The organism is Bacillus sp. m3-13, assembly GCF_000175075.1.
Classification (GTDB): Bacteria; Bacillota; Bacilli; order Bacillales; family Bacillaceae_I; genus Sutcliffiella_A; species Sutcliffiella_A horikoshii_C.
Map to the genome: position 1 here is coordinate 47,094 of NZ_ACPC01000005.1, position 13,219 is coordinate 60,312.

At 42.6% G+C, this 13,219-nt stretch carries 12 protein-coding genes; 3 read left to right on the forward strand and 9 right to left on the reverse strand.

All coding sequences use genetic code 11. From position 1 onward, the window contains the following. The first annotated feature begins 36 nt into the window (after positions 1–36). The 3 genes from glcD to M313_RS0101040 are packed head-to-tail and all read left to right on the forward strand — an operon-like array spanning position 37 to position 3,188. Positions 37–1,449: a glycolate oxidase subunit GlcD gene (gene glcD, locus M313_RS0101030; protein ID WP_010191628.1), complete on the forward strand. Its 1,413-nt coding sequence runs from the start codon at positions 37–39 to the stop codon at positions 1,447–1,449. Next, on the forward strand, positions 1,446–2,786 hold the full coding sequence (locus tag M313_RS0101035; protein WP_010191629.1) for a (Fe-S)-binding protein: 1,341 nt from the start codon (positions 1,446–1,448) through the stop codon (positions 2,784–2,786). The genes glcD and M313_RS0101035 overlap by 4 nt, the downstream gene beginning before the upstream one ends. A 54-nt stretch (positions 2,787–2,840) precedes the next feature. Then, positions 2,841–3,188, forward strand: a complete 348-nt coding sequence (locus M313_RS0101040) for a hypothetical protein (protein WP_010191630.1) — start codon at positions 2,841–2,843, stop codon at positions 3,186–3,188. A gap of 37 nt (positions 3,189–3,225) precedes the next feature. Here the strand turns inward: M313_RS0101040 and anmK are convergent, their stop codons facing one another. From anmK to murQ, 9 genes are all read right to left on the reverse strand, one after another. Then, positions 3,226–4,413 (reverse strand): anhydro-N-acetylmuramic acid kinase AnmK, encoded by a 1,188-nt coding sequence (gene anmK, locus M313_RS0101045; protein WP_010191631.1) that lies wholly within the window; start codon positions 4,411–4,413, stop codon positions 3,226–3,228. A gap of 2 nt (positions 4,414–4,415) precedes the next feature. Beyond that, positions 4,416–6,020, reverse strand: coding sequence for a glycoside hydrolase family 3 protein (locus M313_RS0101050; RefSeq protein ID WP_010191632.1), 1,605 nt, complete (start codon positions 6,018–6,020; stop codon positions 4,416–4,418). A 16-nt stretch (positions 6,021–6,036) separates the two neighbouring features. Continuing rightward, complete coding sequence (locus M313_RS0101055; protein WP_010191634.1) at positions 6,037–7,197, reverse strand: exo-beta-N-acetylmuramidase NamZ family protein; 1,161 nt, start codon at positions 7,195–7,197, stop codon at positions 6,037–6,039. A gap of 9 nt (positions 7,198–7,206) precedes the next feature. Continuing rightward, positions 7,207–7,881: a hypothetical protein gene (locus tag M313_RS0101060; RefSeq protein WP_010191635.1), complete on the reverse strand. Its 675-nt coding sequence runs from the start codon at positions 7,879–7,881 to the stop codon at positions 7,207–7,209. Positions 7,882–7,930: 49 nt separating this feature from the next. Further along, positions 7,931–9,040, reverse strand: a complete 1,110-nt coding sequence (locus M313_RS0101065; protein WP_010191636.1) for an ABC transporter ATP-binding protein — start codon at positions 9,038–9,040, stop codon at positions 7,931–7,933. A 9-nt stretch (positions 9,041–9,049) separates the two neighbouring features. Next, entirely contained in the window at positions 9,050–9,853 is an 804-nt protein-coding gene (locus M313_RS0101070; protein WP_010191637.1) for a carbohydrate ABC transporter permease, read from the reverse strand. Positions 9,854–9,962: 109 nt separating this feature from the next. Next, the gene (locus M313_RS0101075; RefSeq protein ID WP_010191638.1) at positions 9,963–10,883 is read right to left on the reverse strand and encodes a carbohydrate ABC transporter permease; all 921 of its coding nucleotides are present in this window, start codon (positions 10,881–10,883) and stop codon (positions 9,963–9,965) included. A 61-nt stretch (positions 10,884–10,944) separates the two neighbouring features. Beyond that, on the reverse strand, positions 10,945–12,267 hold the full coding sequence (locus M313_RS0101080; protein WP_234946522.1) for an ABC transporter substrate-binding protein: 1,323 nt from the start codon (positions 12,265–12,267) through the stop codon (positions 10,945–10,947). Positions 12,268–12,289: 22 nt separating this feature from the next. Further along, positions 12,290–13,201 (reverse strand): N-acetylmuramic acid 6-phosphate etherase, encoded by a 912-nt coding sequence (gene murQ / locus M313_RS0101085; RefSeq protein ID WP_010191640.1) that lies wholly within the window; start codon positions 13,199–13,201, stop codon positions 12,290–12,292. Between the last annotated feature and the right edge of the window lie 18 nt (positions 13,202–13,219).

The window sequence follows — 13,219 nt, forward strand, 5'->3', positions numbered from 1 at the left end:
AGATAAGATGTTATATAGACTGGGAGGGTTTTTTTTATGATAAGTGACCGTTTAAAAAAGCAATTCATCCATATTGTAGGATCCGAAAATTATCTGGACAGCAATGCCGAAAAGCTTGTCTATTCTTATGATGCCACTCCAAACTATCAATCTATGCCGGATGCTATCATCGTTCCCCGCAACACAGAAGAAGTCTCTCAAATCGTAAAACTATGCAACGAACACAAAATCCCGCTCGTCCCTAGGGGATCTGGCACCAATCTTTGCGCAGGAACCTGCCCAACAGAAGGCGGTATCGTTCTCCTTTTTACCCACATGAACAAACTACTTGAGTTGGATGAAGAGAACTTGACTGTCACCGTTCAGCCTGGTCTTGTTACCCTTGATATGATTCAAGCTGTTGAAGCGAAAGGGTTATTTTATCCGCCAGATCCTAGCTCCATGAAAATTTCCACCATCGGCGGCAACATTAACGAGAATTCAGGTGGATTGCGCGGATTGAAGTACGGTGTAACGCGAAACTATGTGCTTGCATTAGAAGCCGTTATGCCGAATGGGGATATCATCCGGACGGGCGGCAAGCTTGCGAAGGATGTTGCAGGTTATGACCTTACAAGACTGTTTGTCGGTTCAGAAGGAACGCTTTGCATCATCACAGAAGCAACAATGAAACTAGTGCCCATGCCGGAAACGAAACAAACGATGCTTGCCCACTATCAAGATATCGAGGCGGCAGCCAAAACTGTTTCCACCATCATATCCAATAAGATCATCCCTGCTACACTTGAATTTTTGGATCAGCCGACCCTTGAGGTTGTGGAAGATTTCGCTAAAATCGGTCTCCCTACAGACGTTCAGGCAGTTCTTCTCATCGAACAGGACGGTCCGCTTGAAGTGGTGGCAAGGGATATGCAAAAGATACAGGAGATTTGTCTGGCAGAAAAGGCTGTTTCCGTGCAGGTGGCACAATCTGAACTGGAAGCAGAAGCATTACGCACCGCCCGCCGCTCCGCTTTATCTGCACTCGCAAGACTAAAGCCGACGACCATACTCGAGGATGCAACGGTCCCACGCTCGGAAGTCGCCGCGATGGTAAAAGCTATTAATGAAATTGCCCTTAAGCACCAAGTGAAGATCTGTACATTCGGTCATGCAGGGGACGGGAATCTTCACCCTACAGTAGCGACAGACGCCCGGGACCACGAAGAAATGGAACGGGTGGAGGCGGCATTTGAAGACATTTTTGCAAAGGCAATTGAGCTTGGCGGAACCATCACCGGCGAGCATGGTGTTGGAATGATGAAGGCACCTTACCTCGAGTGGAAGCTTGGGGCAGAAGGAATTGCAGCCATGAAGGCTATTAAACTGGCATTTGATCCAAACAACATTATGAATCCCGGCAAGGTTTTTGCGAAGGAATCTAGAAAACGGGTGGTGGTTGCCAGATGACTTCCGTAAAAGAAAAACAAGCCATTCAAGACGAATTTAAAACCCGCATGGATGAGGATGAATTGCTGAACTGTATGCGCTGCGGATTCTGCCTTCCTTCCTGTCCGACCTATGTAGAGTCTGGTTTCAAAGAATCCCATTCTCCACGCGGCCGAATCGCTCTGATGAAAGCCGTAGTAGACGGCGTCATCGAACCAGATGAAGATGTGGAACGCACCCTTGATCTGTGTTTAGGGTGCAGGGCATGTGAACCTGTTTGTCCTTCAGGCGTAAAGTATGGCCACCTGCTCGAGGAGGCGCGGGACATCATCAATCAGAATAAGAAGCATTCGCTTCCGGTAAGGGTATTGAGGAAGACTGCGTTTGACGGGCTGTTCCCTCATCAAAGTCGCATGCGTGTTTTGACAAACTTTCTCGGAATCTACCAACGGTCAGGAATTCAAAACGCTGTTCATCATACCGGTTTGCTGCGGTTGTTACCTGACAGTATGGCAAGCATGGAACGTGTACTGCCAAGGGTTCCTACTATGAAGGAAATGAAAAATCGTCCTACACATCTACCAGCACTTCAAACACAGAAAAAACGAGTAGCTTTCTTTTCCGGTTGTCTGATGGATACCATGTTCCTTAAGACAAACGATGCCACAATGAAACTACTTCAGCATGCTGGCTGTGAAATTGTCATACCAAAGGAGCAAAATTGTTGTGGAGCGCTTCACGGCCATAGCGGGGAAAAGGATAGGGGCAAGGAGCTTGCAAAAAGGAATATTACTGCGTTTGAAGACTTGGAAGTTGACTATATCATCACCAATGCAGGTGGGTGTGGAGCCTTTCTTGTTGACTACGACCATCTGCTGAAAGATGATCACGAGTGGTTTAAGAGGGCGGTTTCTTTTAAAGAGAAAATCAAGGATATGTCCGCCATTTTGGTGGAATTGAAGTTTCATGAGAAAAATTTGTCGGTGCGACCGCAACGAGTTACCTACCAGGACTCCTGCCACCTGCGCAATGTACAAGGCACCTTTCTTCAGCCAAGGATGTTATTGCAGTCGGTGGTTGGTGCAGACTTTTATGAGATGAAAGATGCTGACCGTTGCTGTGGATCGGCGGGAATCTACAACATCGTCGAGTCTGAAATGTCGATGCAAATTCTTGATCATAAAATGGAGAAGGTAGCCGAAAGTATGGCGACGACTATTGTGACTGCGAATCCAGGATGCTTGTTGCAGATGAAGCTTGGGATTGAGCGAGAAGGGTTGAGCGGGGTGCTGAGGGCCGTTCATATTGCTGACTTTTTGTTAGAGGGGTTGGAGGGTCAATTAGAAGGTAGCGAATAGGTTTGGGAACTGTCACCGGATGACAAAACTATAGTGAATGAGGAAGTTCTGTCATTGGAGAGGGGCAACGATGACAAAACTCCAATGAACCAAGGATTTTTGTCATCGGAAAGCTTCAACGATGACAAAACTCCAATGAACCAAGGATTTCTGTCATCGGAAAGCTTCAACGATGACAAAACTTCATTGAACAAAGGATTTCTGTCATCGGAAAGCTTCAACGATGACAAAACTTCATTGAACAAAAGATTTCTGTCATCGGAGAGCTTCAACGATGACAAAACTTCAAGCAACGAGGGAGTTCTGTCATCGGAAAGCTTCAACGATGACAAAACTTCATTGAACAAAGGATTTCTGTCATCGGAAAGTATGAAGACATCTCCCTTCCAATTTTCACGCTAGGGAGGTCTTCATGACGAAAAGAGACCACCACACTTTTTCAAATCGTCAACTTCCCAAGCACCACCTGCTTAGCCGCACCAGTAGCACTAGGTACATTATTTGGCACACCGAACAACGTCTCATTTGCCAATAATGCAAAAGCCACCGCCTCTTTAGACTCGCTTGAAAACCCAAGATCCTCCTGCGTTTTTACCGCAAAACCACCTAACTCCCTTAAGTAACCAAGAAGGGTAGCATTATAAGCTCCTCCGCCACTAACCACAAGCGTGTCAACTCCACCTCCACCAGGGAGAAATCGGCCTAATTGATCTACAATTGTCATTGCTGTAAACATTGTCACCGTTGCCAAAATGTCTTCAGAAGAAAGTCCCTTCCCAAGCATTCTATCAACTAGTTTTCTCGTAAAAGTAGCCCCAAACAACTCCCTGCCCGTACTTTTAGGTACAGGCAACGCAAAATACGAATGAGCCATCAGCTCTTTCAAGATAGCATCATTAACTGTTCCTTTAGCAGCCAGCTCTCCATTTTTATCATAAAGAAATTGACCATCCGTTAGAATATTCATAGCCTCATCCATAATCATATTCCCCGGCCCCGTATCAAAGGCAATCACATCAGAAGCAGACCCATCTTTAGGTAAGTATGTTACATTACCGATTCCCCCAATGTTCTGCAAGGCAATACTCTCCGTATCAGACCGAAAAAGTAAATAATCCACATAAGGAACCAATGGTGCACCTTCCCCACCGGCCGCCATATCGCGAACTCTGAAATCAGAAACAACAGGGCATTGAAACATCTCTGCAAGCACAGATGCTTCTCCAATCTGCATGGTCGATTTTACTAAGCCCCCATCATGCTGATCCACAGGTATATGATAGATCGTTTGCCCATGGGACCCAACGAAGTCAATATCCGCCATGCTCAACCCTGCTTTTTCCACAACGGAGCGAGCGGCTAAAGCAAATAACTGTCCAAGCTCAAAATTAAGACTGCACAGTTTATCCACAGAGCTCTCGGTAGGGCTGAACTGTTTAAAAATCTCCCGTCTCAACGCTTGAGGAATATCCACCGTATCAAAGGCAAGTTGTTGATAACTCAGCTCTTCCCCGCTGCCTTTTACAGAAATAATCGCCACATCCACGCCATCTACAGACGTTCCAGACATAATGCCAAGTCCAATCCGCTCCGGTTTACTTGTAACGTTTAATAGTTTCTGAATCATGGTTAATTTACCTGAGCTGTTCCAAGTGTGATAGGCAGCTTCCCTTTTGCTTCTATTTCTCCCAAAAGGAATTTACTAACAGACTTAAGGGCCAGCTTCCTGCTCTCATAAGTAAGGATATAAGTGGATACCTCTGGGAACTTATCCACATCATACGGACTTCTTAACGCGATAACGCCTACCTTATCCCCATATTTCTTAACAAGTCTTCTAACAAGATCCGCTTGTGAATCGTGCTGAACCGCTTGATATGTCGCAACCATTATTTTATCCACAACTGAAGCTAAAAGAAGTAGCTTTTCTATATCTTCTTCCTCTGGAGTGACAGAACTGATGACTTCTGTTAGTTTTGGCAATTTCCCCTCTAAGAAGCTACCAATGGTGACCTCTGGATATAAAGTATCATCTGCTCCTGAGGTGACATAAGGATCTACAGATATCAGCAGAATTTTGTCTTTAGATGCAAGTGGAAGTAGTCCAACACTTTCCCTTACAAGTGTTATGCTCGCTTCACTGGCTTTTTGCGCAAGTTCAACATTGCTTGCAGTGCCAATTTCACTTTCACAATCATCCCAATCAAGAAGACCTTCTTGAAGATTACGTGCTTCCTTCAATGTAAGAACCCTCTCGACCGCGGCGTCAATGTGCTCCAATGAGATGCGGCCCAATTCCACTGCTTTTATAACCGCTTCAATTGCTCGTGTCTGACGCTCAAACGTATGGCTGATCAGGACTTGATCGATTCCTGCTTCGATGGCCAGGATAGCAGCTTCTTCTATTCCAAAATAATCAATAATTGCATTCATTTCCATGCAATCGGTCACAACCACACCCTCATAGCCCATTTCACCACGGAGTAATTCCGTTACAACCTTACGAGATAAAGTCGAAGGAACTTTCTCTGGATCTATGGAAGGAAAGGCGACATGGGCGACCATGACAGCATCCACTCCATGCTTAAACGCTTCATAAAAAGGAACCAGTTCCAACTCTTTTAATCTCTTTATATCATGAGGAACCACAGGAAGGTCTAAATGAGAGTCCACACTCGTATCCCCGTGACCCGGAAAATGTTTCACAACTGCAGAGACATTGGCATCCTGCAATCCCTTCACCGCTTGTACCCCCATCTTCGCAACAAACTCTTCGCTCTCGCCATACGAACGAACGCCGATGACAGGATTCAAAGGATTGTTGTTCACATCGATGCACGGGGCATAATTCATATTGATTCCAAGTAATCGAAGTTCCTTCCCTACCACTTCACCTAACTCGTACACCAGCTCCTCACTTCTACCTGCGCCAAGTGCCATGTTCCCTGGGCTTAACGTCACCCCATCTGTTATACGGGCAACCATTCCTCCCTCCTGATCAATCGAAATGAACAATGGAGCTGCTCCCGCATCCTTGGCAGCTTTTTGCAATTCTTTTGAAAGCGCATGAACCTGTTTAGGATCTTCCACATTTCGTGCAAAATAAATAACTCCGCTAATTTGATAGTCTTTTATTAATTTCACTATCTCTTCAGAAGGGGCAGTACCGTGAAAACCCGCAACAAACAATTGACCAACTTTTTCATGCAATGTCATCTCATGAATTGTTTTCATTCCAAGTCCTCCTCTATCATTTATAAAGTAATATGGAATCTATTCGTTTCTTCCAGTCTTCTAATCCTTTGGCCCAGCTTTCTGCTACCACTGCATACGGCAAACGGGAGTCAATTGCCATCCGGATTTTTTTCGTTCCCCATAATAGGTCGGCAAAAGGATGCATCCCTTCTTTAAATGGTTCTAACCACTCTGCTTCTTCATGAACGGAAAAGATAGAGTGCAAGAGTTCGTATGCTACTTTGGAAATCTCTAAAGCACCGCGATCCGTGATCAACAGTTGAACTCCCTTACATAGTTCACCAGCATGCTTGCTCATGTTTGGTGTAAAATAAGCGGGAATAAGTTCCACACCATATACATTCTTATCTGAAAAATGCTTAATCATTTCTTCCGGCTTAAACCATGGCGCACCAATCCACTCGAACGGTTTGGTCGTGCCTCTTCCTTCTGAAAGGTTCGTTCCTTCGATAAAACATGTAACGGGATAATACAAAGTGGTAGAAAAGTGCGGGATGTTTGGGGATGGCGGGATCCAATTCTGCTGCCATTGGTCGCCCCACATGCACCGATTCCAATTCTTCACTTCATACACATGCAGCTCAACCTCTGGGTATAATTCCTTTTGAATCAGCCTTGCATATTCCCCAATTGTCAAACCAAGGCATATTGGCAGGGAATAGGGACCGACAAAAGAAATATACTCAGACTCCAGAATATTCCCTGACGTAAGCGGTGCGATGGGATTGGGACGGTCCATTACCACAAATTTCGTTCCAGTCTGCTGACAAGCCTCCATAATGTACTTAACTGTCGCTAAATATGTATAAAATCTTACTCCAACATCTTGAATATCAAAAAAAATGGCATCTACATCTTCTAACAACTCTGTAGATACCTTTTTGGATGGACCATATAAGCTAAAAACAGGCAACGCTGTCTTTTCATCAATAAAATCTTCTACATGCACACCCGCCTGAACATCCCCTCTTACACCATGTTCACATGCAAATAGTTTATGAAGGGTTATTCCTTCTATCTCATTCAACACATCTATAGTAGAGCGGAAATCAGAAGTGATCCCTGTTTGATTCGTCACAAGCGCAATTCTTTTCCCGCTCCACACACCTGAATTTTCTTCTACAAAACAATCAATTCCATATAAGACTTTGGCCATGTTTTCCTCCTAAATATTTGCCGTCTCCAAGCTATCGATATTCTCTTCGGTAGCAATAACCGTACTTGTCACGATATTATTGAAAAGTGTCGCAAGGGCAGGAAAAATAATGAAAAGGCCCACGACAGTTAATATTAATAAAGCAAAAACCGATAAGATTTGGAAGAATGATAGAATGGTATATAAAGGATTTTTCACCAATAGTTTTACACTGGTGAAGATACTATCCTTCAATGAATACTCAAACTTCACCAATAAAGGAACCGTATAGATTTGACTTAAGAAAACCATGCCGCAGAAATAAGTCTGAAAGCACGCTAATGCAAAGGCGAACGTTCCACCCACTTGATTAAAATGCCACCAAGAAGCAGCTATGATGATGACGAAAAAGGATAAAAATAAGCTATACCCGATGCTTGGAAGAAAGTATTTCTTTACTCCTTGAAAGAAACTCTTAACGACAGATGTGCTTCTATCAAGCAGTAACTGTTGAACCGCCCAGGCAGCCCCCACAAATAAAGGTCCCATTACAATCATGACGTATACAATAGAAAAAGGCAGTTTAATAAGAAAGAAGGATGGACTAAGTACTGTCACCATTATAAGGCTGATCATGACCATAGAAACTATATGTTTGTAATATTCTCTCCCTGTGACTCTTATAATTTGTGTTAATCCATCCATTACACTCTCTCCTTTAATATCTGTTCTTTATTGCTATTGTTAAAGTCTATTAAAATATTCTTTTCTCTGTTTCAGGATCGAACAGATGCATTTTATCTAGGTTGAATACATAGTTTTTCGCTTCCCCAGGACGGACAAAACTCTCACCATGTACTTTCGCGGTAATCAAGCGATCACCAATCGAGAAGTAGACAAGGTTTTCCCCACCTAGATGTTCCATCGCCTTTACTTTTATGGCCGCTTTATTGTTGGTTGGAACGGTGAACGCAAACTCTTCATCGTAAATATCTTCCGGTCGTAAACCTAAGATAACCTTTTTGCCAACATAATCTGAATATTGTTTTACAAGTCCTTCTGGAATAGTGAAGATAATATCGCCAATTCGTAAGGTAGATGCCGTTTCAAGTACTGCATCGAAAAAGTTCATTGGCGGTGAGCCGATGAATCCAGCCACAAACATGTTTGCTGGGTTGCGGTACAGTTCTCTCGGTGAAGCGATCTGTTGGACTTCCCCTTTATTCATGACAACAATTCGTTCCCCAAGTGTCATTGCTTCCACCTGATCATGGGTAACGTAAACGATGGTCGCCCCTAATCTCTGATGCAACTCTGCCAACTCAATTCGCATTTGTACACGCAATTTGGCATCCAAGTTGGATAAAGGTTCATCAAAAAGGAACACTTTCGGGTCACGGACAATCGCTCTACCTACAGCCACACGTTGTCGTTGCCCTCCGCTCAATTCTTTTGGTTTTCTATCCAACATCTCATCAAGCCCAAGTATTCTGGAAGCATATTGAACCTTCTTTTTTATTTCTTCTTTAGATGTTTTCATATTTTTTAATCCAAATTCCAAGTTCTGTTCAATGGTCATATGCGGATAAAGCGCATAGTCCTGGAACACCATGGCGATATCTCTATCTTTTGGGTGCATATTGTTTACTACTTTATCTCCAATGTAGATGTTTCCTGAAGTTTGTCTTTCAAGTCCTGCAATCATGCGGAGGGAAGTCGTTTTTCCACATCCGGATGGTCCTACAAAAACAAGGAACTCTTTATCTTTTATCTCAAAGCTGGCATCATTTACAGCAGTGAAAGTTCCGCCACGCTTTTCGTCCACGAAGGTTTTTGTGATGTTTTCCATAATGATACTTGCCATTTCTTCCACCTATCCTTTCACTGCACCTATTGTAATTCCTTGTAAGAAGTAACGCTGTAATGCAAAGAACAATATGAACATTGGCAGTGCAGCAAGCATGGAGCCTGCCATCATTGCCCCATAATCTGTTGCATCTTGGAATTTAAAACTAGCCAATCCAACTTGTATCGTTCTCATGGAACTGGATTGCGTAACAAGGAACGGCCAAAAGAATTCATTCCAAGTAGACACAAACGTGAAGATTGCTAATACAGCCACACCCGGCTTAGATATTGGCAATATAATCTTTCTGAAAATACCAATCTCACTGCATCCGTCGATACGGGCGGCTTGAATAAGAGTGGTAGGAAGTGTAGACATATATTGTTTCATCAAAAAGATGTTGCCCACTACTGTAAACATCGGGAGCATAATGGCTAAATATGTATCTACTAGCCCGAATACATTTACGATCATGATGTAAACCGGAATCAATGTTACCTGTGCTGGTATCATCATCGTACCAAGCAGTAACCAGAAAATAGTGTTTCTTCCCGGAAATCGCAGTTTGGCAAATGCATATCCTGCTAGAGAAGAGAAAACAACATTTGATAACGTTAAAACAGATGATACGAAAATACTATTAAATAACCAACGCAGTGCATCGGTTTCTGTCAAAAATCGCACATACGTCGCAAGTGTTACTTTTGAAGGGAACCATTCAGGTTTAAATGAGACACTGACGGTGGTATCCCGGAAGGAGGATATTAACATCCAGTATAAAGGAATGATGGTGATAATTACCCATAGAATCAAAATGCTGTAACTGATCACACTATAAATCTTCTTTTTACGATTTCTTGCTTTTTTCTTTTTTCAAGGCAATTTCTGCATAGTTTTGATTACTTACCGTTGTCGTTTCCAAAAGGTGTTTCCTCCTTTCCTAAAATTCCACATCAGATGACATCACTTTGAATTGAATGACAGAAGCCACAATAATCACGGCACCAAGCACAAATGATTCTGCCGCAGCCAAACCGAATTTATAATATTCAAATGCGTGTGTGTAAATTAAATAGGCAATGGTGGTAGTCGCGAAGTTTGGACCACCTTGAGTCATAAGGTAAATACTCATGAACACCTGGAAACTCATAATGATGCCTGTTACTAAAAGATATAAAGTCGTCGGCTTCAGTAATGGCCAAGTGATGTTTCTGAATTTCGACCACTCAGACGCATGGTCGATATCTGCCGCCTCATAAAGAGATTTCGGAATCCCTCCAAGTGCTGCGAGGTAAAGAATAATACCGGCGCCATGTCCTGTCAGATAAGACATTAGCATGATAGAAAATAATGCTGTACTACTCTGCCCGAGCCACATGATGTTATCGATACCAAAAAGTCCTAGGAACATATTAAAAAGTCCAGCAGTGGTTGGATCATAAATCCAGAACCATACTAATGCGATGGTTACCCCGGAAGCTACCGTTGGAAGATATAACGATGCTTTGAAGAAAGTTTGAGCTTTTTTTGCCCGTGGAAAAATTAATACCGCCAAAAATAAAGTGATGGCAACATTCACAGGCACTGTGCCCACGGTGAAAATAAATGTGTTCCACATCGCTTTCCAAAAGATATCATCGTTCACCATTGTTTGATAGTTTTCCAACCCTACCCAAGTGGAACCTAATACATGATAGTTTTGAAAACTCATTATAAAGGCGTAACCTACTGGAAAAAGTGTAAACATTAAAAAGAGAATGATAGGAACGGCTATGAAGGCATAACACCATCCATAATCTTTTATAAATTGGGAGAAATTAAATTTGTTGGTAGTTGCGGCTGCTGCCGGTTTCGCTGACATGTCTACACCTCCTTGAAAATAAAAGAGGAAGAGCGTTACCCCCTCCTCTTTACGTTCTACCTTACTTAAAGATTTCCTCACCCTTGGTCTTAAACGTTTCTAACGCCTCTTCAGGTGTCAATTCACCGCTTAGTAGACCTTGGAATGTTGGGATGACAACTTCTGTACGGAAGCGATCATCTTTTGCTGCCATTTCAGCACTTGTGTTTCCTGGAGGTAACACTTTAGAAGCTAAAACTTCTGCAGCTGTTTCATTATAAGGAGCCAATGGCATTTCAAACTTGCCTTCAGCATCTTTATGAACTTGTGGCAATGCCAATGCAGCTGCAGCTTTACCAGCCTCTGCACTTGTTAGATGTTCTAATACTTTAACGCTGTTATTCAAGTGTTCTTCTTTAGCATTCTTTTGAGTGAATAACATGTATCCTTCAGAACCACCGAATGATACTTGCTCTTCCCCTTCGTTATGAGGGATTGGCAATAGAACGAAGTCTACTTCTTCCCCTTCCACTTTACCTGCTTTGATCTCTTCATTGTGAGCTGCTACTACCGGATCGAAATAAGGGATAGCGCGCCCAAAGAACATTGCTTGGTGGTTATAGAACAATTCCATACGTTTTGCTGGGTCAACTGCCGCAGTTTCTTTTGGCATGATACCAGAATCAACCAAGTTCGAGATATATTTCATTGTGTCTAAAATTTTATCGTCATTCCAAGTTGTTCCATCCGCATTGTAACGGTTTGGCAGTCCATTGTTCATCGCTAAATGAACAAGAAGTTCTTCGTTGTTTCCTTGAAATACAAAACCGTAAGTATCTTCACCAGAGTCTTTCTTGCCAACACCTTTAGATGCTAGTTCTTCAAACTCATCCCAAGTCCAGCCATCTTGTTGAATCTTTTCATAGTCAACGCCAGCGGCTTCTAGCATTTGTTTGTTTCCACCCCATACATGTAAGAACATGTAAATAGGTAATCCATATAGATTATCTTCAATTTTCATATAGTCTAAAGCCACTTCATTATAATCATCTTGAGATACATTCAATTTGTCATTAAGATTTACAATCAAACCGGAATCCACATATTTACCTTGTGGTTTCCCAAAATAAACATCCGGTGGATTACCAGAGTTCAAAGCAATATCAAACTTCTGTGGACCCTCAGCCCAACTTAATACTTCATATTCTACTTTAATATCTTCGTTTTCTTTTTCGAATGAAGCAATCAATTCTTCTAATTCTGCTTCATATTCACCATGAACAGGATATGTCCAAACTGTTACAACGTCTTTTCCATCGGATGATGTCGATGAATTGTTGGAGCAACCAAGAATCACGGCAGCTACAAGCAACATGACCATCATTAAACTTAAACCCCTTTTCAAACCAATTCCCCCTTGAAATTTTTTATTTATTATAAGCCTTAATAGCCTTATAAACGAATCCCTTTGCGTCTTTCAATAACTCTGCCGCCTTGTCTTTGTCGACTTGGCAGGTGAAAATGATAATGGCAATTTTCGGATTACCCTCTGATTGATCAAAAAGCTCACTAGCTTCATCAAATGTGCAGCCAGTCACATTTTGGATAATCCTTTTTGCTCTGTCCACCAGCTTTTTATTTAGCGGTTGAACATCCACCATTAAATTGTTGTATACTTTCCCCAGTTTCACCATAGAGGTGGTGGTAATCATATTCAGAACCAGCTTTTGGGTGGTACCGGCTTTCATTCTTGTTGATCCCGTGATCACTTCTGGGCCAACCTCTATATTAATCTTGTAATCTGCTACATTATTAAGCGCGGAATCCTTTGTGCAGGTGAAGGAGACTGTACTTGCTCCAAGCTTCTTCGCTTCCTTTAGCGCTCCTATTACATAAGGTGCTCTTCCGCTCGCCGTGATGCCTATAACCACATCATGAAGCCTTACTCCATGGCTGTGCATGTCAGATGCTCCAAGTTCCTCACTATCTTCTGCACCCTCCACTGCTTTAAAAATCGCTGTTTCCCCACCAGCAATAATCGCCTTCACCATGTCTGAGGGGGTTCCAAAAGTCGGAGGACACTCAGATGCATCCAAGATTCCTATTCTACCGGACGTTCCTGCGCCAACATAGAAGAGACGTCCACCCATTTCAAAGGATTTCACCACTTGATCAACCACTTTAGAAATGCTTGGTATCTCTCTTTTTATATGTATGGGTACTGTTTGATCTTCCTCATTGATGACTTCGAGGATTTCTTCGGTAGATTTACGATCGATTTCTAATGTTTTCAAATTCTGCTGCTCAGTCACTAAATCTTGCAAATTTTCTAATCCCATCATCACCATCACCTTTTT